This window comes from Streptomyces sp. CA-278952 (assembly GCF_028747205.1).
Taxonomy (GTDB): Bacteria; Actinomycetota; Actinomycetes; order Streptomycetales; family Streptomycetaceae; genus Streptomyces.
The window spans coordinates 4,370,192-4,388,639 of sequence record NZ_CP112880.1; the positions used below are offsets into that span (position 1 = coordinate 4,370,192).

Annotated in this window: 20 protein-coding genes and 1 pseudogene; 12 read left to right on the forward strand and 9 right to left on the reverse strand. The window is 68.9% G+C overall.

Annotated features, from left to right (window positions below):
* Positions 1-128: 128 nt before the first annotated feature.
* Together mshA and N7925_RS19580 are read left to right on the forward strand one after the other, a co-directional pair.
* Positions 129-1,520, forward strand: coding sequence for a D-inositol-3-phosphate glycosyltransferase (mshA, locus tag N7925_RS19575; protein ID WP_274344621.1), 1,392 nt, complete (start codon positions 129-131; stop codon positions 1,518-1,520).
* Between the two features lie 42 nt (positions 1,521-1,562).
* Positions 1,563-2,075: a YbjN domain-containing protein gene (locus N7925_RS19580; protein ID WP_274344622.1), complete on the forward strand. Its 513-nt coding sequence runs from the start codon at positions 1,563-1,565 to the stop codon at positions 2,073-2,075.
* A 349-nt stretch (positions 2,076-2,424) separates the two neighbouring features.
* Here N7925_RS19580 and N7925_RS19585 read toward each other — a convergent pair whose 3' ends face one another.
* On the reverse strand, positions 2,425-2,613 hold the full coding sequence (locus tag N7925_RS19585; RefSeq protein ID WP_274344623.1) for a hypothetical protein: 189 nt from the start codon (positions 2,611-2,613) through the stop codon (positions 2,425-2,427).
* Between the two features lie 287 nt (positions 2,614-2,900).
* Between N7925_RS19585 and N7925_RS19590 the strand changes: the two genes are divergently transcribed.
* The gene (locus N7925_RS19590) at positions 2,901-3,710 is read left to right on the forward strand and encodes a hypothetical protein (RefSeq protein WP_274344624.1); all 810 of its coding nucleotides are present in this window, start codon (positions 2,901-2,903) and stop codon (positions 3,708-3,710) included.
* Positions 3,711-3,770: 60 nt separating this feature from the next.
* On the opposite strand, the gene N7925_RS19595 is transcribed toward N7925_RS19590, so the two are convergent.
* From N7925_RS19595 to N7925_RS19605, 3 genes are all read right to left on the reverse strand, one after another.
* On the reverse strand, positions 3,771-4,013 hold the full coding sequence (locus N7925_RS19595) for a hypothetical protein (protein WP_018959818.1): 243 nt from the start codon (positions 4,011-4,013) through the stop codon (positions 3,771-3,773).
* Positions 4,010-4,258: a hypothetical protein gene (locus tag N7925_RS19600; RefSeq protein WP_265600837.1), complete on the reverse strand. Its 249-nt coding sequence runs from the start codon at positions 4,256-4,258 to the stop codon at positions 4,010-4,012. Before N7925_RS19600 ends, N7925_RS19595 begins: the two co-directional genes overlap by 4 nt.
* A 318-nt stretch (positions 4,259-4,576) precedes the next feature.
* Positions 4,577-4,966, reverse strand: a complete 390-nt coding sequence (locus N7925_RS19605) for a YunG family protein (protein WP_274344625.1) — start codon at positions 4,964-4,966, stop codon at positions 4,577-4,579.
* A gap of 50 nt (positions 4,967-5,016) precedes the next feature.
* Here N7925_RS19605 and N7925_RS19610 point away from each other — a divergent pair, with 50 nt between their 5' ends.
* The 4 genes from N7925_RS19610 to N7925_RS19625 all read left to right on the forward strand — a co-directional run bounded on the left by N7925_RS19610 (position 5,017) and on the right by N7925_RS19625 (position 8,641).
* A complete protein-coding gene (locus N7925_RS19610; protein WP_274344626.1) occupies positions 5,017-5,436 on the forward strand; it encodes a hypothetical protein in 420 nt (139 codons plus the stop codon).
* A 190-nt stretch (positions 5,437-5,626) separates the two neighbouring features.
* Positions 5,627-6,367 (forward strand): class I SAM-dependent DNA methyltransferase, encoded by a 741-nt coding sequence (locus tag N7925_RS19615; RefSeq protein ID WP_274344627.1) that lies wholly within the window; start codon positions 5,627-5,629, stop codon positions 6,365-6,367.
* Between the two features lie 947 nt (positions 6,368-7,314).
* A complete protein-coding gene (locus N7925_RS19620; RefSeq protein WP_274344628.1) occupies positions 7,315-8,226 on the forward strand; it encodes a hypothetical protein in 912 nt (303 codons plus the stop codon).
* Positions 8,213-8,641: a hypothetical protein gene (locus N7925_RS19625; protein WP_274344629.1), complete on the forward strand. Its 429-nt coding sequence runs from the start codon at positions 8,213-8,215 to the stop codon at positions 8,639-8,641. The genes N7925_RS19620 and N7925_RS19625 overlap by 14 nt, the downstream gene beginning before the upstream one ends.
* A gap of 377 nt (positions 8,642-9,018) precedes the next feature.
* Here N7925_RS19625 and N7925_RS19630 read toward each other — a convergent pair whose 3' ends face one another.
* Entirely contained in the window at positions 9,019-9,588 is a 570-nt protein-coding gene (locus tag N7925_RS19630) for a GNAT family N-acetyltransferase (RefSeq protein WP_274344630.1), read from the reverse strand.
* Between N7925_RS19630 and N7925_RS19635 the strand changes: the two are divergent.
* Together N7925_RS19635 and N7925_RS19640 are read left to right on the forward strand one after the other, a co-directional pair.
* Positions 9,539-9,895: pseudogene (locus tag N7925_RS19635) on the forward strand (UTRA domain-containing protein); the annotation flags it as partial. The gene N7925_RS19630 and the pseudogene N7925_RS19635 sit on opposite strands and share 50 nt — an antisense overlap.
* A gap of 116 nt (positions 9,896-10,011) precedes the next feature.
* Positions 10,012-11,244, forward strand: a complete 1,233-nt coding sequence (locus N7925_RS19640; RefSeq protein ID WP_274344631.1) for a tyrosine-type recombinase/integrase — start codon at positions 10,012-10,014, stop codon at positions 11,242-11,244.
* Positions 11,245-11,322: 78 nt separating this feature from the next.
* On the opposite strand, the gene N7925_RS19645 is transcribed toward N7925_RS19640, so the two are convergent.
* Positions 11,323-12,084, reverse strand: coding sequence for a phosphoglyceromutase (locus tag N7925_RS19645; RefSeq protein ID WP_050356805.1), 762 nt, complete (start codon positions 12,082-12,084; stop codon positions 11,323-11,325).
* 206 nt (positions 12,085-12,290) lie between these two features.
* Between N7925_RS19645 and N7925_RS19650 the strand changes: the two genes are divergently transcribed.
* Positions 12,291-13,619 (forward strand): MDR family MFS transporter, encoded by a 1,329-nt coding sequence (locus N7925_RS19650; protein WP_265603935.1) that lies wholly within the window; start codon positions 12,291-12,293, stop codon positions 13,617-13,619.
* An 83-nt stretch (positions 13,620-13,702) separates the two neighbouring features.
* On the opposite strand, the gene N7925_RS19655 is transcribed toward N7925_RS19650, so the two are convergent.
* A complete protein-coding gene (locus N7925_RS19655; RefSeq protein WP_274344632.1) occupies positions 13,703-13,852 on the reverse strand; it encodes a hypothetical protein in 150 nt (49 codons plus the stop codon).
* A 257-nt stretch (positions 13,853-14,109) separates the two neighbouring features.
* The gene (gene phoU, locus N7925_RS19660) at positions 14,110-14,787 is read right to left on the reverse strand and encodes a phosphate signaling complex protein PhoU (protein WP_265600842.1); all 678 of its coding nucleotides are present in this window, start codon (positions 14,785-14,787) and stop codon (positions 14,110-14,112) included.
* Positions 14,788-14,982: 195 nt separating this feature from the next.
* Here phoU and N7925_RS19665 point away from each other — a divergent pair, with 195 nt between their 5' ends.
* Together N7925_RS19665 and N7925_RS19670 are read left to right on the forward strand one after the other, a co-directional pair.
* Positions 14,983-16,245 (forward strand): sensor histidine kinase, encoded by a 1,263-nt coding sequence (locus N7925_RS19665; protein ID WP_265600843.1) that lies wholly within the window; start codon positions 14,983-14,985, stop codon positions 16,243-16,245.
* Positions 16,242-16,922 carry a response regulator transcription factor gene (locus N7925_RS19670; RefSeq protein WP_003968183.1) on the forward strand — a complete coding sequence of 227 codons (681 nt, stop codon included), beginning with the start codon at positions 16,242-16,244 and terminating at the stop codon, positions 16,920-16,922. The genes N7925_RS19665 and N7925_RS19670 overlap by 4 nt, the downstream gene beginning before the upstream one ends.
* Before the next feature lie 117 nt (positions 16,923-17,039).
* Here N7925_RS19670 and N7925_RS19675 read toward each other — a convergent pair whose 3' ends face one another.
* Positions 17,040-17,771 carry a DUF461 domain-containing protein gene (locus tag N7925_RS19675; RefSeq protein ID WP_274344633.1) on the reverse strand — a complete coding sequence of 244 codons (732 nt, stop codon included), beginning with the start codon at positions 17,769-17,771 and terminating at the stop codon, positions 17,040-17,042.
* Positions 17,772-18,448 lie beyond the last annotated feature (677 nt).

Genomic DNA, 18,448 nt, shown 5'->3' on the forward strand with positions numbered 1-18,448 from the left:
CGACGCGCCGTCCGGCAAGGCAATGATTTGGCAAAGTGGAAATGAAAGACGGGATTCCACTGTTCTCGACCTTCGGAGGACCCCCGTGCCCTCCGGTCAGCATGCCCCGATCGAGGAGGACCGACGAGGTGAGCCAGTACGTCTCCCGGCTCGGCTCCACGCGCACGGCCGCGCGCCTCAGGTTTCCCGGAGGCTTCTCCGGGGCCTCCCGCAAGCCCCGTCGCATCGCGATGCTCTCCGTGCACACGTCCCCGCTCCACCAGCCCGGCACGGGCGACGCGGGCGGGATGAACGTCTACATCGTCGAACTGGCCAAGCGCCTCGCCGCGATCAACATCGAGGTCGAGATATTCACCCGGGCCACCACCGGCTCGCTGCCCCCCGCGGTCGAGCTGGCGCCCGGCGTCCTGGTCCGGCACGTCGACGCCGGCCCGTACGAGGGTCTCGCCAAGGAGGAGCTGCCCGCCCAGCTCTGCGCCTTCACGCACGGCGTGATGCAGGCCTGGGCCGGTCAGCGCCCCGGCTACTACGACCTCGTGCACTCCCACTACTGGCTCTCCGGCCAGGTCGGCTGGCTCGCCGCCCAGCGCTGGGGCGTCCCGCTCGTGCACGCCATGCACACCATGGCCAAGGTCAAGAACGCCGCGCTCGCCGAGGGGGACACCCCCGAGCCGGCCGCCCGGGTCATCGGCGAGACCCAGATCGTGAACGCCTCCGACCGGCTGATCGCCAACACCGCCGAGGAGGCCGACGAGCTCGTCCGCTTCTACGACGCTGACCCGTCCGCGGTCGCCGTCGTGCACCCCGGCGTCAATCTGGACCGCTTCCGCCCCTTCCCCAAGGGCTCCGAAGAGCTCCGTCCGAGGGATGCCCCATCCGCCCGCGCCGCCGCGCGGGCCCGGCTCGGGCTGCCGCAGGACGCGCTGATCCCGCTCTTCGCGGGCCGGATCCAGCCGCTGAAGGCCCCGGACGTGCTGCTGCGCGCCGTGGCGGTGCTCCTGGACCGGGACCCGTCCCTGCGGTCCCGCATCCTCGTGCCGGTGGTCGGCGGTCCGAGCGGCAGCGGACTCGCCAAGCCCGAGGGGCTCCAGAAGCTGGCCGCCCGTCTCGGCATCGCCGACGTCGTACGGTTCCATCCGCCGGTGGGCCAGGACCGGCTCGCCGACTGGTTCCGCGCCGCGTCGGTGCTGGTCATGCCGTCGTACAGCGAGTCCTTCGGACTGGTCGCGATAGAGGCGCAGGCGACCGGCACCCCCGTGGTCGCCGCGGCCGTGGGCGGGCTGCCGGTGGCGGTGCGCGACGGGGTCGGCGGCTTTTTGGTGCAGGGGCACGAGCCGGAGGCGTACGCCCGCGCGCTCGAGCGGTTCGCGGACGCGCCGGAGCTGGTCGAGCGGATGGGAGCGGCCGCCGCGGCGCACGCCCAGTCCTTCGGCTGGGACACGGCCGCCTCGGCGACCGCCGACGTGTACACGGCCGCGCTCTGCGACCACCGCCGCCGGGCCCGGGCGCACCACGGCTGAGCCCGTCCCGTGCGACCCGGCGCCCTGTCGTAGGCTCGCAGCATGGCTGACGTACCGGACGAAACCGCAGCGGCCCAGGTCATCGAGGCGACGCTGAACGATGCCGGGCTCGCATGGGAGAGCCCGGGGCGTGGCAACTACGTCGTGACGCTGCCCGGCACCCGCAAGCTGTCGACGACCTGTTCGCTGATCGTCGGCAAGCACTCCCTCTCCCTCAACGCGTTCGTCGTACGGCACCCCGACGAGAACGACGCCGAGGTGCACCGCTGGCTGCTGGAGCGCAACCTCCGCCTGTTCGGGGTGGGTTACGCGATCGACTCGCTCGGCGACGTCTACCTGGTCGGCAAGCTGCCGCTGTCGGTGGTCACCCCCGAGGAGCTGGACCGGCTGCTCGGCGTGGTGCTCGAAGCGGCGGACGGGGCGTTCAACACCCTCCTGGAGCTCGGTTTCGCGAGCTCGATCCGCAAGGAGTACGCGTGGCGGGTGTCACGCGGCGAGTCCACCAGGAATCTGGACGCGTTCAGCCATCTGACCCGGCGTCCGTCCAGCAGCTGACGGGCCCATCCCTCATCTTCCGTCTTCTCCGGCGCCTTGAGGCCTGCCGGACGCCGCCGCGACGGACGCGCCTGTCAGCCGCCGCGACGGACGGCGTCCAGGGCGCGGACGAGATGAGGCGCGACCGACTCCCAGGTCTCCTCCGCGGGCGCAGCCGTGCCTCGTCCCCGGCGCTCGGCACGCCGCTGACCTCGTCCCAGGGGCGGCCGGGGCGCGCGGTCATGACCAGGTACGCGCCGGTCGGCGAGGCCGGGTCCGGTTCGCTGCGGACGACGCGGGGGACAGCGGGGCCGCCGGCCGGCGCGCCGGCGGTGCAGAACGCGACCTCGTTGACGAGGAGGTCACGTTCCTACCGCAGGGCGGCAGTGTGCGGCGGGGGCGTCTTGACCACCCAGTCGCGGCCGTCATGGAGCGTGACCCGGGTGACGGTGTTGTACGTGCCGCCGGTGAGGGTGGCGCGCGAGGCGATGTCGCGTTCACCGACCCCGAGGGCGTCGAGGACGCGGGCGAGCGGCGGGACGGGGACGTGGCCGGACAAACGGGTGACGCCCTTTCGTGGGGCGGGAGCGGGGTCGTACGACGGGGCGCACGGCGGGGGAGGACGGCGCGGCAGCACGGCGGGGTTGTACGGAGGCACCACACAGTGCGTTCACAGGATGATCACAGCGGAATCACGATCGCCGAAGGGTGCCACTGAACCGGTCATCGCGCACAGGTTCGATCGTAAAGTGTGGATCACTGCGACGGCCCGTCCCAGACGGAGCCGAAGTGCCGTACGGGAACAGGGCGGTTGCTTCCGAGCCGGAGATTGCAGGAAGTAGAACCATGCCCGCCACTGCCGTACGCCGTACCGCCCTCGCCGCCTCCGCGGCCGCCCTCACCCTGCTGGCCACCGCCTGCGGCTCCACGTCGGACGCCGACAAGAAGGACGGGAAGGACGACAAGGGCGCGGCGAGCGGCAGCAGTTCGGCCCCGAAGACCCCGGCCAAGGCGCTCACCGCCGCCGAGCTGGAGAAGGCCACCCTCGCCCAGGGAGACGTGCAGGGCCGCAAGATCACCAAGGCCGGCCCGGCCGACGAGGTCCCGGCGGACGGCGTCACGGTCGACAAGGAAGGCTGCCTGCCGGTCGCCCACGCCATGTTCGGTGTGGCACAGAAGGGTTCGGTGGCCACCACGAAGCGCAAGGTGATCGACGAGCCGAAGACCGACGGCAAGAAGAAGTCGCTGGAGGACATGGCGGAAGGCGAAGCCGGGGAGGCGTTCAAGGACGCCTTCAACCTGACGTCCACCTTCGTCGCGCTGCACTCGTACGAGGGGACGACGGGCCCGGACGCGTACGCCGCACTGAAGAAGGCCGCCGCGGACTGTGCCGGCGGCTTCACCGCCACGGTCGCGGGCACGCCGACGAAGGTCGCCTCGATCACCGAGGAGAAGGTCACCGGCGGCGACGAGTCCGCGGCCTGGACGGTCACCTCCGAGGACGAGGGCGACACCGCCCCGTTCAAGCTGGTGGCGCTGCGCAAGGAGGCCACCGTGGCGACGTTCTTCTCCTTCAACCTGGCCGCGGCGGGCGGCGACGTGAAGTTCGAGGTGCCGGCGGAGGTCGTGGCGGCGCAGGACAAGAAGCTCGCCTGACTCGTCTGACGTACGGCCCCCGCCCCGCGCCCCTGCCCTCCCCGCCCGCCCCCCGGGTGGTCAGGGCAGGGGAACGAGGCGTACGACGGTGACGGTCAGGACGGACCGGGAGACGTAGTAGAGGACGATGGCCCCGGAGACGGTCGCCTCCCGCCGGTCCCGTTCGCTCTTGACGGCGGAGGACGCGTGGCCGTACGGCTCCTCACCGAGGGTGCGGGCCATCTCGTCCCGGAAGGCCTCGCCGCCGCGCATCTTGGCCAGGGTGTCGTCGGCGGGCGGTGCGTAGGAGATACGGAAGCTCAAGCGACGCTCCGCCTCTCGGCCTCGTCCTGCGCCAGCCGGTCCAGGATCTTCTCGGCCTCGGGATCGGGGACGGCCTCCAGCATCCAGTGCCGCATGACGGCCTGGATCTCGTGCACCCCGGCCCCGTTGATCGCGAGATCGAACTCCTCGCGTCTCTCGTCGGGCAGCGCGGCCCGGATGTCCGGGATGCTGTTGGGCACCTCGACCTCAGCACCGCCGACGAAGGTCTTCAGAGACTCACCCATGATCGCTCTCCTCGATCTCCTTGCCCTGGAAGAACACGGACGGCATGGGCCCACCGTAGTGCGTACGAGGGGGACTTCGGCCGGTCCGAGAGGGTCACGGATCGGGCACGGCCCGGGCTGGTGCAGCGGCTGCATCATCGCTGCGCCATCGCTGCACCGCGGCTGCGCCGTCACTGCGCCGCGGCTGCTCCCTGGCCGCGCCGCGAGTCGGCCCGCACCGTCCGAACGTGGCGCGGCACGACCGCCGCGCGGTCCTACGGCCGCGCGGCGGGGCGCGCGCCACCCGACGGCAGGGTGACTCGGCCGGCCACCGGGCCCTCAGTCCCGACCGAGCCGCTCCGCGACCCGGTCGCGGAGGATCGCGTACTCCTCCTGGAGCCGCCGCCACTCGCTGACGGGCGGCCTGACGATGACATCACCGCCGACGACGGTCTCCTCCGGCCCGAACTGCTCCCGGGTCAGATCGATCTCGACACCCGGGCCCAGGCGGTTCCACCAGTGGAAGTCGGTGCGCACGCCGTCGACATGGACCTCGCCCCGGATCAGCTCCCCGCCGAGCAGGTCGTTGAGCACCATGGCGGTCACCCCGCACTGGTCCCGCGCCGGATTGTCCGGAGTCCAGCGGTCCCGGTAATCCGGGGTGCAGGTCTCGGCGCTCCAACTGCTGCGGAGGGCCTGTTCGATGTCGGAGAGCAGGTAGGTCGCCATGACGACCATGGTGGCAGGGGGCACTGACAGCGCTTCCCCGCCGGCTCGCGATGTCGTACGGTCTGAGCGGTCTGAGCGGTCTGATCAGTGTGATCGGTGTGATCTCCTTCGGCGGGAACACCGAGAGGGAGCGGGCGGGGGCAATGGCCGGGATTCTGCCGCGGGTCCGGCGCGTGGTGCGCGCTATCAGGTCGTTCGTCGTCGATCTTGTGGGCGAGACCGTCCTGGAGATGCTGCTGACGCTGGTCAGCCTCTGTGTCGTTGCCGTACTGGCCTCCGCGTTCATCTGGGGCCGGCAGCGCAGCCCGGTGCTCGCCGGGGGTGTCGGGGGAGCTGTCGTCCTGTTCCTCGGCTACGGGGCCTGGGAGGCGCTGCGGCCCGCTCGTCCGGGTCGGAACCGCAGGCTGGCCGGGGCGGCATCGCTGACGTTCTTCGTGGCGGTGGTGATCGGCTTCTACGCCTGGCAGTGAGGGCCGCGCGTACCAGGTCGGCGGCGTTCGCGGCCGTACGGCGCGTTCGGCACCGCTCGACCAGGAGAACGCCGAGGTGGCCACGGCGAAGGCGGCGAACACCCGCACCGGCACCCGTACACGGAGCGCGGGAGCCGGCCGCCATCAATTGCGTCGACAGCACCCCGGCCTCCCGGCAGAGTGGTCGCCCGTGACGAGCAGCGAACTGTGGAGCCGAGAGACCGCCGACCGCTACGACGACGAGGAGGCCGAGAACTCCTCGGCCGCCGCCCTCGAACCGACCCTCGCCTTCCTCGCCGAACTCGCCGGAGGCGGACGCGCCCTGGAATTCGCCATCGGGACCGGGCGCGTGGGCGTGCCGCTCCGGGAGCGCGGCGTGCCGGTGGCGGGTATCGAACTGTCCGAACCGATGGCGGCGGTACTCCGCCGCAAGGTCGACGCACACACCCTCCCGGTGACCATCGGGGACATGGCCACCACGGCCGTCCCCGGCGAGTTCGCCCTGGTCTACCTCGTCTACAACACCATCTCGAACCTCCTCACCCAGGACGAGCAGGTCGAGTGCTTCCGCAACGCGGCCCGCCACCTCGCGCCCGGCGGCCGGTTCGTCATCGAACTCGGCGTCCCGCCCCTGCGGTTCCTGCCACCGGGCCAGGTCGCGGTGCCGTTCGACGTGTCCGACCGGCATCTCGGCTTCGACACCTTCGACCTGGTCGAGCAGATCCTCGTCTCGCACCACTTCACCCGCGACGGCGAGGACGGCCACTACCGTCGAGGAAGCTCCCGGCACCGGTACGCCTGGCCGGCGGAGCTCGACCTGATGGCCCGCATCGCCGGGCTGGAGCCGGAACGGCGCGTGGGGGACTGGGACGGAGCGCCGTTCACCGAGGACTCCGGCAAACACATCTCCGTCTGGCGCAAGCCGACCTGAGGCCCACTGCGCCCCACTGGCCCGAGCACCGACGAGCCCCCTGCCTCGCTGTCCGCGAAACAGGGGGCTCGGTGAGCCGGAGAAGACGTGGGCTACTTCTTCTTGCCCTGGGTCTTGCGGGCCCGCTTTCCGGCCCTGATCAGCAGGATGCGCGCTGTATCTGAGCTGAGGTCGGGCGGTCGTCGTTGGTCGTTGTTGGGCGTTGCTTGTCACCCTCGGAGGGCCCAGAGAGGGCCCGGCGGGGTTGCCCCGGCTGCCGAGTCGCGAAGAGGAGTAGTCACCGAGCCACCGACCGCACCGTTCGGCTGGCATGTCTCCCAAGCCTCAGTTCAGGCTGCGTCTACGGTGCCCTCGGCATACAAGCGTACGGACCTGGGCCCGGCGCCGAGCTGACAGCCAGCCTCTTCGCCTCGAAGCGACTGGGACGCTCGCTGCCCTTGGCCTGCTGCGCCCGGCACTCTCATCGCTGTCTGGCAGCGCTGGCCACCCTCGCGCCGCCGTAGCCTGTGGACGGCCTGATCGACAAGGCGTCCGATATCGGGGCATCGGGATCTGCGACCCATTCGCTTCGCTCGGCGTCTCGTCGCACTCACGACCTTGTCGGGAGCTGACGCCCCCGCCCCGCAGCACCGGACGGATTCGATCATGCCGGTAGCAAATGAGGGGTGAGACGGTCAAAGAGTAGACCAAAATAGCCCCAAGGCCAGTAAGCTACTGGCATGGGGACAGATAGGCGCTCGTTTGGCCAGTGGCACTTGCGCGGGGGGCGCTACGAGCAACACGGCCTACCCGTGGAGATGCTCTCCGAGTTTGCAAGGTATGAGCGACTCGTGATCAATGTGGCTAAGGGGCTATATAAGCAGCGAAACTGGCGACGACAGCGGGTCCCGCGGGGCTTCACATCCGATTTCGGCCTCCGGCTAACGGCTGTCAACCGTGGCAGCGTCATGCCCGTGCTGGAGATTTCACAGAATACAGAGAGTGAACTCTTCGAACGAGAAGGTGAAGGGATTTTCGATGAAGCCCGCTTCTTGATTCAGGACACATTGAGGTCAGTCGCAGGCGGCGGTGCCATCCCGCAGAGGTTTCCGCATGCGGCGCTTAAGGAGTTCTCCAGTTTTGGGCGAAGCCTCCAGGGTGACGAGACAATCCTTTTCGATGAAGGCTCCCGCCACGAAGCCATTTTCTCGCAGGAAATTCGAAGGATTCTACAGGAACGCGCTTCAATTGATGAATTCGAAGTCGAAGTGCAGACGCTTGGACAAATCATCGGCGTTCTTGCGGATAAATCAACCTTCGAATTTCTGCCAGTTGGTACAACCAGGTCGATTATGGGCAGATTTTCTTCAGCCGAACTTGTCCCAGAGCTGACTCAGTATCTCGGGCATTCCACAATGGCTCCCAGTGTGGCTATGAGTGCAGTGGCTCTGCAATCATCGGACGCCGGAACGATTGAGTTCCAAGATATTCTATCGATCGAACCCGCCCTTCCCGCAGAATGGTCCTCCCGGCTAGCCGAGCTGAATAAGCTAGAAAACAGATGGCTCGACGGTGGCGGCGATGCCATCGCATTGCAGGTCCTGAGGGCAACCGAGTCGCTTCTGTTGGAATGCCTGGATGGCGGAATCCCTAGGCCAAACATTTACCCAGTTGACACTGGTGGGGTCCAATTGGAATGGCTATCAGGCCAGGGTGAGGTTTCCGTTGAAATTGTAGCGAGCCGAGAAATCGAGCTTTACGCCTTCTCGAAGATTGACGACGCCGACGAGGAAGAAAGCGTAGTCGGCTGGACAGAACTTGAGTTGGCTGTCGACTTTATCGCCAGGGGGATCGATAAATATGTCCGTGGAACCTCATGAGCTGCGTTCCGGTGAGCATGAGCTAGACACGCCCCTTGAGCTTCTCTGGCGGCAGATAAATCCCAGCCACATCGAGAATGGCGTCATATCAAAGCTTGCGTTCGTGCCAGGGGAGAATGATAAAGGGCAGCTTTCCACTGCGCGGAGCAAATCCGTCACCGCCCAGGCCGCCTTCGAACACCATACCGTTGTTCTCCAGCTCGGGTCTATTGGCTCCTATGCGGTCACTGTAGGAGAGATAATCGATGCTGGTCTCCGCGCGGTTGACGATTCTGCAATTCAGGAACAGAAGCCTCCAACTCCGGGGCACACCTACGTCGATTATCGCAGTATCGCGTCGAAGAACCAGCGGAAGAAACTGGGCGCAAAGCTCCGCGATAAGGCCGTTGAGCGTGGATGCCAATACAATGAGTAACCTGCCAACGAGGTCGGTGGAGCAGGTTGGGCCGGTGCCCTTCTCGGTTTGGGGTCGAGCATGATCAGGGGGCCGTACGCTGGCTGGCAACTCGGGCAGGCTGTGTTCCTGCCCGGAATTTGAACGAGGGGCCCCTTGGTCTTGCTCGGCGCGGGACCCGAATCGGGGAGGTGGCTAGAGCAGTGGAGCCGACCGTCCCAGCTACAGCGGGTTTCCCACCCTCGTGCCGGCCGTTTCTCTCGGGCTGGTGTCGCGCCCGGTGCGCGGCCTCGGGCAGCCGGGGTGGAGACAGAGGCAGCCCGCGGCCGGAGACTGCGGCGCGCGCCGCGCTTGCGCGGCGCCTTGATGAGGTAGAGAAACCTGCAACTGGGCCCCGCTCAGATGCTGTTGTCAGCCACCGACTCGGTCGGCCGCTGAAACAGTGCACCTGACCTGCGGTGTGGGAGATCGACGACGCGGAGAAGCGTGAAGCCCGCGCCCTTGTAGAACCTGTGCGACCCCTTGTTGTCCTTCCATGCGTCCAGCCGCAACCATCGCTTGCCCTGTGCTGAGGCACGCTCCGACGCCCAGTCGAGCAGCAGGCTGCCGATGCCCGCGCCGGAAGCCGCGCGCGTTACGGCCATGCGGTGAACGTAGAGGGCCGCTTCTGGCCGATCCTCCGGGGTCCAGAACTCAGGGTCCGCAAAGTTATCAACCTGGATAGTCGCGATCGGCTTACCGTCCTCGAACGCGAGGAAGCACACTCCCCGCTCAAGAGCTTCCGTGATGCGGTCACGGTGCGGCGGGTACTGCCATTGGTCGATGTTGCGCGAGGCAAGCCAGGCTGATGCCTCGCGCAACAGGGCTTCGACCACGTCCAATTCGTCAGGACGGCCGGCGCGGACGAGCACGTCTTTCATGTACGCGGCCGAGGGACGCGAGCCACGGCAGGAGATTGAAGTGGCCATCGTGGAGCCACCGGAGGAGGTAGCCAAGAGGCTCCGGCTGGAACCGGGCGAGCTGGTCGCAGTGCGGAAGCGCGTGCGCTACCTCGACGGGGAGCCGTTCAACATCAACGACAGCTACTTCCCGCTCGCACTCGTACGAGACTCGGAGATCATGCGCCCGGAGGACATCGCTCGCGGCGCCAATCAGGTTCTGGCCGAACTCGGGTACCGGCAGGAGCGAGCCCTAGATGAGTTGTACGTCCGGATGCCCACCCCTGAGCAGGTGCATCGACTTGACCTGGGCCCCGGGATTCATGTTGTCACCGGCCACACAGTCGAGGGGAAGCCTGTGAGAGTCGCAGTGACTGTGCTCCCTGGCGACAGGCACGTGATCTCGTACGAGCGACAGCGCGAAGATCTGAACGAGGACGGGACTCGCCTCCGATGGCAGGCAGCATCCAAGACCGCTGGTTCAAGACCGAGACCAACGCCGACCGCAAGACCGTCCGCGTTAAGACCGAGCGCTACGGGTCCGGCCTGCGCTACCGGGCCCGCTACTTCGCGCCCGACGGAAAGCGCAAGGGAAAGTCCTTCCCCGACGGGCAGAAGCGGCTCGCCGAGCAGTGGCTGAGCAAGGTCACGGTGGCCCGCGGCGACTACATCGACCCAAACGCGTCCCGGAAGTCGTTCCAGGAGTTTGCCGAAGGGTGTCTTGCGGGCCAGAGCAGGGATCCGAACACCCGGGCATCGATGCAGTCTCAGCTCACGTTGCACGCCTTCCCGCGCATTGGGGCCCGGCCCTTGGGATCCTTCCAGCCCAGCCACATGCGGGAGTTCGTGACGCAGCTCGAAGAGGCCGGCATGTCCGGTGCTTACGCCCGTGTGATCTTCTCCAACGTCCGCGCCATCCTCTCCGCCGCCGTCGAAGACGGCTACCCTCGCCGCAACCCGTGCCATTCGCGCACGGTGACACTTCCGGAAATGGGGAAGCGCCGGGTTGTCCCGTGGCAGCCGGACCGCGTCTTCGCCATGCGGGGTGCCATGGTCGAGCGCTTCCGGCCCATGGTCGACATGGGCGCCGGATGCGGCCTCCGACAGGGCGAGATCCTCGGACTGTCCGTGGATGAGCTGGATCTCGAAAGCGGCATCCTGCACGTGGTCCAGCAGCTCAAACTCAGTCTGAGCAAGCCCGTGTTCGCACCGCCGAAGGGCGGCAAGCTCCGCGACGTCCCGCTTCCCGATCCCGTAGCCGAAGCCCTCAAGGAGCACATCAAGCGATTCCCGCCCGTTGAGATCACGCTGCCGTGGATGCGCGCGAACGGCTGGCCGGTGACCAAGCGTCTGTCCTTCACCGGGCCCAACGGTGGGCACGTCTGGCGCACCTCACTCAATGAGGACCACTGGAAGCCCGCCCTGGCGTCCGTCGGTGTCATCCCGAAGGCCAAGAGTCGGGAGCACACGGCTGCCCGGGAGCACGGCATGCACGCGCTGAGGCACTTCTACGCGTCCGTTCTGCTGGACGCGAGGGAGAGCATCAAGGCCGTCAGCGAATACCTCGGGCACTCCGACCCCGGACTGACGCTGAAGGTGTACGCACACCTCATGCCGAGCAGCCGGGACCGGGCCCGGAAGGCACTCGGGGAGGCACTCCGGCCGCCGGAGGATTCGCCGCGTTGAGGTCCCACAGTGGGCCCAGGCCGTGAAAATGCCCCCGCCCCGCGCTGTATGCGCAGTTCGGGGGCATGATCAGCGAACCTACTTCTTCTTGCCCTGGTTCTTCACGGCCTCGATGGCGGCCTTCGCCGCGTCCGGGTCCAGGTACGTGCCGCCCGGCTTCAGCGGCTTGAAGTCGGCGTCCAGCTCGTAGGAGAGCGGGATGCCGGTCGGGATGTTGAGGCCCGAGATCTCCTCGTCCGAGATGCCGTCCAGGTGCTTCACCAGACCGCGCAGGCTGTTGCCGTGGGCGGCGACCAGGACCGTGCGGCCCGTGAGGAGGTCCGGGACGATGCTGTCGAACCAGTACGGGAGCATGCGGACGACGACGTCCTTCAGGCACTCCGTGTCCGGGCGCAGCTCCGGCGGGAGCGTCGCGTAACGCGGGTCGTCGAACTGGGAGTACTCGGCGTCACGGGCCAGCGGCGGCGGCGGGGTGTCGTACGAGCGGCGCCACAGCATGAACTGCTCCTCGCCGAACTCGGCGAGCGTCTGCGCCTTGTCCTTGCCCTGGAGCGCGCCGTAGTGGCGCTCGTTCAGGCGCCAGGAGCGGCGGACCGGGATCCAGAGGCGGTCGGCGGACTCCAGGGCCAGCTGGGCGGTCCGGATCGCGCGGCGCTGGAGGGAGGTGTGCAGGACGTCGGGGAGCAGACCGGCGTCCTTGAGCAGCTCACCGCCGCGGACTGCTTCCTTCTCGCCCTTTTCGGTGAGGTTGACGTCCACCCAACCGGTGAACAGGTTCTTCGCGTTCCATTCGCTCTCGCCGTGGCGGAGGAGGATCAGCTTGTACGGTGCGTCGGCCATGAGTCCGAGCGTAATCGAACCCGTGCGGGCTCCGCGCGCCCGCCCGTAACGCGGACAGGGCCCCGGCCGGGAGCGCTCACCGGGCGGACGATTGACGGGGGCCGTCAATCCAGTGGCGGGTGGGGAGCCGGGCTTCGTAATGTCTCGGTCGTCGTCGGGGGTGTTACCCGAGGCCTCGTTCCGTACGTCCCGTGGGGGGAATCCTTATGTCCGTCGCCGGTCTGCGCAGAGCCGCCCGCGAGACCGTCTCCGGGCTGCCCCGCGAGTTCTGGTGGCTGTGGACCAGCACCCTGGTCAACCGCCTCGGGGCGTTCGTCGCGACCTTCATGGCCCTGTACCTGACCCTGGACCGGGGCTACTCCGCCTCGTACGCCGGGCTCGTCGCCGCCCTCCACGGGCTCGGCGGGGTCGTCTCGTCGCTCGGCGCCGGCGTGATGACCGACCGGCTCGGGCGGCGGCCCACCATGCTGATCGCCCAGCTCTCGACCGCGGTGTCCGTTCTGGTGCTCGGCTTCATGGTGCACCCGTTCGCCATCGGCGCCGTGGCGTTCTTCGTCGGCATGGCGAGCAACGCCTCGCGCCCCGCCGTCCAGGCGATGATGGCGGACATCGTGCCCCCGAAGGACCGGGTACGGGCCTTCTCGCTCAACTACTGGGCCGTCAACCTCGGCTTCGCGATCTCCTCCGCCGGCGCCGGCTTCATCGCCGAGTACAGCTACCTCGCCTGCTTCATCGGCGAGGCCCTGATGACGCTCGTGTGCGCCGTGCTCGTCTTCATGAAGGTGCCGGAGTCGCGGCCCGAGGAAGCGGCCGTGAAGACCGTCGGCGGCAAACGGCCCAAGGACGAGGTGCGGCTGACCACCGTCCTGCGCGACGGGCGCTACATGGGGGTAGTGGGGCTGTCGTTCCTGGTGTCGCTGATCTTCCAGCAGGGGTACGTGGGACTGCCGGTGGCCATGGTGCAGGACGGGCTGTCCAGCTCCGACTTCGGTACCGCCATCTTCGTCAACGGCGTGCTGATCGTCGTGCTCCAGATCCCCGTCACCCGGTTCATCCAGCACCGCGACCCGCGCAGGCTGCTGATCATCTCCTCGGTGCTCGCCGGGTACGGCTTCGGGCTGACGGCCTTCGCCGGGTCGGTCGCCGCGTACGCCCTGACGGTGTGCGTCTGGACCCTGGCCGAAATCGTGAACGCGCCCACCCAGACGGGCCTGGTCGTGCAGTTGTCGCCCGCCAAGGGCCGGGGCCGCTACCAGGGCATGTACACGATGTCCTGGTCGGTGGCCGCGCTCGTCGCACCGCTGATGTCCGGCTTCGTGATCGACAACTACGGCGCCGCCTGGCTCTGGGCCGCCTGCGCCGTGATCGGCACGGTCGCCGGCCTCGGCTACTGGCTGCTGATGCGCAACCTGCCGCGCGAGGAGCACGCGGTGGCGGACGCCCTGCCCGAACCCGCGCCCGTACCGGCCGAGGCCCGGCCGGACCTGGCCGAGCCGGAGGCCGCGCCCGCCGCCGCGGTGGAGCGGGCGGGCTGATCCGGGCGACCGGTGACGCGCACGGTGCCCGCCCGGAACAGAAGCCGGGCGGGCACGTGCGTTCGTACGCGGCGCGGCGCGGCTCAGCCGGAGCAGCCGCCGCACTGGCACGGGGCACCGGACTGGCAGCCGCACCCGCAGCCCGACCCGCAGCCGCAGGCGCCGAGCACGGGTCGGCGCACCACTTCGGTCGGGGTCTCCTGCTGGGATCCGGTCGTGGGGGAATCGGCCATGGTTCCTCCTCAGGGCATACGGCTGGGCGGCGGACGCCGCTGCGCCGCCGCCGGGAACGCACGGCCCGACCCACCGCTCACGGCCATGGCGTCGTCCGTCCCCGCCCCATTGCATGCCCATCCCCACGGGCGCATCAACGGCGCACGCGTGCAGGAACATGAGTGCGACCCGCGTGCGCCGTGGATACTCCGGTACGCCAGTGGCCGCCGCGGGCGTACCCGAGCTGCCGGAGCTGTGCGAACCGACGCAGCGGCCGTTACGCGCCCTCGACCGGGGCCGCCGCCTGGATCTCGTCCGCGTGCTCGCCCGTCACCAGGTAGACGACGCGCTTGGCGACCGACACCGCGTGGTCGGCGAAGCGCTCGTAGTAGCGGCCCAGCAGCGTCACGTCGACGGCCGTCTCGATGCCGTGCTTCCAGCGGTCGTCCATCAGGTGCTGGAACAGCGTGCGGTGCAGCAGGTCCATCTCGTCGTCGTCCTGCTCCAGCTGGAGTGCCAGATCGACGTCCTTGGTGATGATGACCTCGGCCGCCTTGGCCATCAGGCGCTGGGCGAGCTGGCCCATCTCCAGAATGGTGGCGTGCAGGTCGTGCGGGACCACGGTCTGCGGAAAGCGCAGCCGCGCCAGCTTCGCCACGTGCTGGGCGAGGTCGCCCGAGCGCTCCAGGTCGGCGCTCATCCGCAGCGAGGTGACCACGATCCGCAGGTCGGTCGCCACCGGCTGCTGGCGGGCGAGGAGCGCGATGGCGCGGGCCTCCAGATCGTGCTGGAGGTCGTCGACCTTCTGGTCGCCGGCGATCACGGTCTCCGCCAGCGCCAGGTCGGCGTCGAGCATGGACGTGGTCGCCCGCCCGATCGCCGAACCGACCAGCCGGGCCATCTCGACCAGGCCTTCTCCGATCGAATCGAGTTCCTCGTGGTAAGCGTCGCGCATGGGAAGTCCCTCTCCAGTTCCTGAGGCCGGGGTCTCGGACCGACCCCCACGGTTACACGGTGGGGCCGTAACGCGTCCGTATCCGTCCCCCTAAGTGAACCGGCTCCTACCCCTCGGTGAACTCTGGGCGACGAGTGTTCGAGATGGCACTCGGACGGCTGGGAGGGAGTCGTCGCACCCGCATAACCTTGAAGCATGGACGTGAACGCGGCGGTCGCCGCAGCTGCAGCGATCGCCGGGCTGTTGACCGGTGTGATCGCCATGCTGGCGTTCCGCTGGAGCGAACGCGACCTGAAACGGCCCACGCGTACGTCGCTGCGGCCGGACAACAACGCGGCCCTGCCCCCCGGGGTGGACACAGTCCTCTCCGTTCTCAGCTCCTCCGCCGTCGTCCTCGATGAGAGCGACGGCGTGGTGAAGGCCAGCTCGGCGGCGTACGCCCTGGGCCTGGTCAGAGGCGGCCGGCTGGCCGTCGAACCCATGCTCAACATGGCCAGGGACACCCGGCGGGACGGAGAGATACGCCAGGGCGAGCTGGACCTGCCCCGGCGCGGCACGGGCCGGGGGGACACCCTCGCGGTCTCCGCCCGGGTCGCCCCGCTGGGCTCGCGGCTGGTCCTGCTGCTGGTCGAGGACCTCACCGAGGCCCGCCGGATAGAAGCGGTACGGCGCGACTTCGTCGCCAACGTCAGCCACGAGCTGAAGACGCCGACGGGAGCGCTCTCCCTGCTCTCCGAAGCGGTCATGGACGCCTCCGACGACCCGGAGGCGGTGGAGCGGTTCGCCGGGCGGATGCAGATCGAGGCGACCCGGCTGACCAACCTCGTCCAGGAGCTCATCGACCTCTCCCGGGTGCAGAACGACGACCCGCTGGAGGACGCCGAGCCGGTCAAGGTGGAGACGCTGGTCGCCGAGGCGATCGACCGCTGCCGCCAGCAGGCCGGCTCCAAGCAGATCACCATGGCCTCCGCGGGCGCCGAAGGCCTCACGGTCTGGGGCAACCGCGGCCAGCTCGTCGGCGCGCTCGGCAATCTCGTCGAGAACGCCGTCAACTACAGCCCCGCCCACACCCGCGTCGGCATCGCCGCACGCCGCATGGCCTCACCGGGCGGGGACCTCATCGAGATAGCCGTCACCGACCAGGGGATCGGCATCTCCGAGAAGGACCGCGAACGGGTCTTCGAGCGGTTCTACCGCGTCGACCCGGCCCGCTCACGGGCCACCGGTGGCACCGGTCTCGGCCTCGCCATCGTCAAACACGTGGCCGCCTCGCACGGCGGGGAGGTCACCGTCTGGAGCTCCGAGGGACAGGGCTCCACCTTCACCCTCCGGCTGCCCGAATCGGGCGCCGTGAGGGAGCGCACCACCGGCGGACCGCTTATCGTCAACGGCGACGACGAGGGGCCGTACGAGACCGACACCTTTGACCCCTTCCCTGCCCCGGAGGCTCTTCCGTGACCCGAGTGCTTGTCGTCGAGGATGAGGAATCCTTCAGCGACGCCCTGTCCTACATGCTGCGCAAGGAAGGTTTCGAGGTCGCCATCGCGGCGACCGGCCCCGACGGGCTGGACGAGTTCGAGCGCAACGGCGCCGACCTGGTCCTGCTCGACCTGATGCTGCCCGGCCTGCCCGGCACCGAGGTGTGCCGCCAGCTCCGCAGCCGCTCCAACGTTCCGGTGATCATGGTCACCGCCAAGGACAGCGAGATCGACAAGGTCGTCGGGCTGGAAATAGGAGCCGACGACTACGTCACCAAGCCGTTCTCCTCCCGGGAGCTCGTCGCCCGCATCCGGGCCGTCCTGCGCCGCCGCGGGGAGCCGGAGGAGGTCACCCCGGCCGCCCTGGAGGCGGGGCCCGTCCGGATGGACGTGGACCGGCACGTGGTCACCGTCTCCGGCGGCAAGGTCGACCTCCCGCTCAAGGAGTTCGACCTGCTGGAGATGCTCCTGCGCAACGCGGGCCGGGTGCTGACCCGGATGCAGCTCATCGACCGGGTCTGGGGCGCGGACTACGTCGGCGACACCAAGACCCTCGACGTCCACGTGAAGCGCCTGCGCGCCAAGATCGAGCCCGACCCGGGCGCCCCGCGCTACCTCGTCACCGTGCGGGGCCTGGGGTACAAGTTCGAGCCGTAAACCGAAGGACGCCGAGGGCGACACCGCCCCAGCCATGCCGAAGGGGCGCTTCCCGGTTGGGAAGCGCCCCTTCGGCATGGCTGTACGCCCGTCTGCGTTACGGGGCGGGGGCCCGCGTCAGTCGGCCGCGGGTACCGAGGCGGCGTCGCCCGTGCCCGGGGTGCTGCCCGTCTCGCCCTGCGTGCCGGTCTCGCCCTGGGCGCCCTCGGTGCCCGTGCCGTTCGCCGGTGCGCCGGGCGCCTCGCCCTCGGTCGCGCCGGGGGTCTCCGCCTCGCCGGACGCCTCGCCGGACGCGCTGCCCGACGGGGTCGGCTTCGGCGCGGGCTCCTCCGCCTTGGGGCTGGGGCCGAAGTCCTTGAAGAAGCCCTCGGCCGGGAAGACGCTGGCGCCGAGGCCGACGTCGCCGGTCCTGCTGAGCTTGAAGACGACCTGCTGGACGTCGCCGTTGCGCGCCGCCTCGCCGCTGTTCTCGATCACGGCGGCGGCGTTGCCCTCGCCGCCGAGCGTGACCTGGCCGCCGGCCGGGACCACGACGGGGCCGTCGCCCTTGGCGGCCTGGAGCTTCACCTCGACGTCGCTGCCGGGCAGCGTGACCGACTCCAGCACCTCGCGCTCGGTGCCTTCGTTGAACAGCGTCGCGGCGACGACAGCGGGGCCGTCCGCGCCGCCCTCGGGCTGCGTGAGCACGTTCACGTTCTGGATCTTGATGTCGCCCACCGTGGTGGCCGGGTTGTCCGGCCTGACCTTGAGCGTCTCGGCGTTGTTGCCCGCCGCGCAGGCGGACAGCGAAACGATCGAGATCACGGTGGCGGCGGCGGCGAGGGCGCCGTGTCGAAGGCTGCGGCTCACGGCGGCGGCAACTCCTTGAACGAGTCGGACTGCGGACTTCGGACGTCAGTCGTCGAGCGGTGGTGTGTCGAGCGGTGGTGTAAAGCCGCCCTAAGGGTGTGTCAGCGGCCTTAGGCTACCGAGCCGCCGCGCCCGCCCTGCACCCGACCCGCCCCTACGCGCTCCTGCTCTTCCCGGGGGGCGGTGACGGATGTTCGCCGGGGATGGTGAGGGATGTTCGCCCGGGGATGGTGTGGGGCGTGCGCCGGGGATGGTGCGGGGCGTTCCCCGGGGGATGGCGAGGGATGTTCCGCAAGAGGTGGTGAGGGAGGGGCCGAGAGGCTTCGCCGGTACGTCCTCCGAAGGGGCCCGAGGTGTTCTACCGGCGGGTACGCCATGTGCCGTCCACGTAATCCGCGTGATCAATTCTTCTGGCCTCGTCGTGGCGTCGTGGTCGTTTCTTCGCCATTCCCGGCTCGCGGCGGAAAGGGGCCGGGCGCCATGTGGCTTGATCAATTTCATTGCGGTCGGACAGTTACGTCCGTACGGGTGAGCGACCATCGAACGGAGTACGGAATGATGGCCATCTCGAACCCGACAAACCGGGACTTTCGCCCTCTTCTGTAGGGCTTCCGGGTCGCGCGACGCGGATGTTTCGCTCCGGGCGCACAGCGGCTCCGACCTGCGAATACCGTCTT

Coding starts and splice junctions, on each gene's coding strand:
- N7925_RS19580 (WP_274344622.1), top strand. CDS start 1,563: ATGGCTGACGTACCGGACGAAACCGCAGCGGCCCAGGTCATCGAGGCG.
- N7925_RS19590 (WP_274344624.1), top strand. CDS start 2,901: ATGCCCGCCACTGCCGTACGCCGTACCGCCCTCGCCGCCTCCGCGGCC.
- N7925_RS19600 (WP_265600837.1), bottom strand. CDS start 4,258: ATGGGTGAGTCTCTGAAGACCTTCGTCGGCGGTGCTGAGGTCGAGGTG.
- N7925_RS19605 (WP_274344625.1), bottom strand. CDS start 4,966: ATGGCGACCTACCTGCTCTCCGACATCGAACAGGCCCTCCGCAGCAGT.
- N7925_RS19610 (WP_274344626.1), top strand. CDS start 5,017: ATGTCGTACGGTCTGAGCGGTCTGAGCGGTCTGATCAGTGTGATCGGT.
- N7925_RS19620 (WP_274344628.1), top strand. CDS start 7,315: ATGCCCGTGCTGGAGATTTCACAGAATACAGAGAGTGAACTCTTCGAA.
- N7925_RS19630 (WP_274344630.1), bottom strand. CDS start 9,588: ATGGCCACTTCAATCTCCTGCCGTGGCTCGCGTCCCTCGGCCGCGTAC.
- N7925_RS19640 (WP_274344631.1), top strand. CDS start 10,012: ATGGCAGGCAGCATCCAAGACCGCTGGTTCAAGACCGAGACCAACGCC.
- N7925_RS19645 (WP_050356805.1), bottom strand. CDS start 12,084: ATGGCCGACGCACCGTACAAGCTGATCCTCCTCCGCCACGGCGAGAGC.
- N7925_RS19650 (WP_265603935.1), top strand. CDS start 12,291: ATGTCCGTCGCCGGTCTGCGCAGAGCCGCCCGCGAGACCGTCTCCGGG.
- N7925_RS19655 (WP_274344632.1), bottom strand. CDS start 13,852: ATGGCCGATTCCCCCACGACCGGATCCCAGCAGGAGACCCCGACCGAA.
- phoU (WP_265600842.1), bottom strand. CDS start 14,787: ATGCGCGACGCTTACCACGAGGAACTCGATTCGATCGGAGAAGGCCTG.
- N7925_RS19665 (WP_265600843.1), top strand. CDS start 14,983: ATGGACGTGAACGCGGCGGTCGCCGCAGCTGCAGCGATCGCCGGGCTG.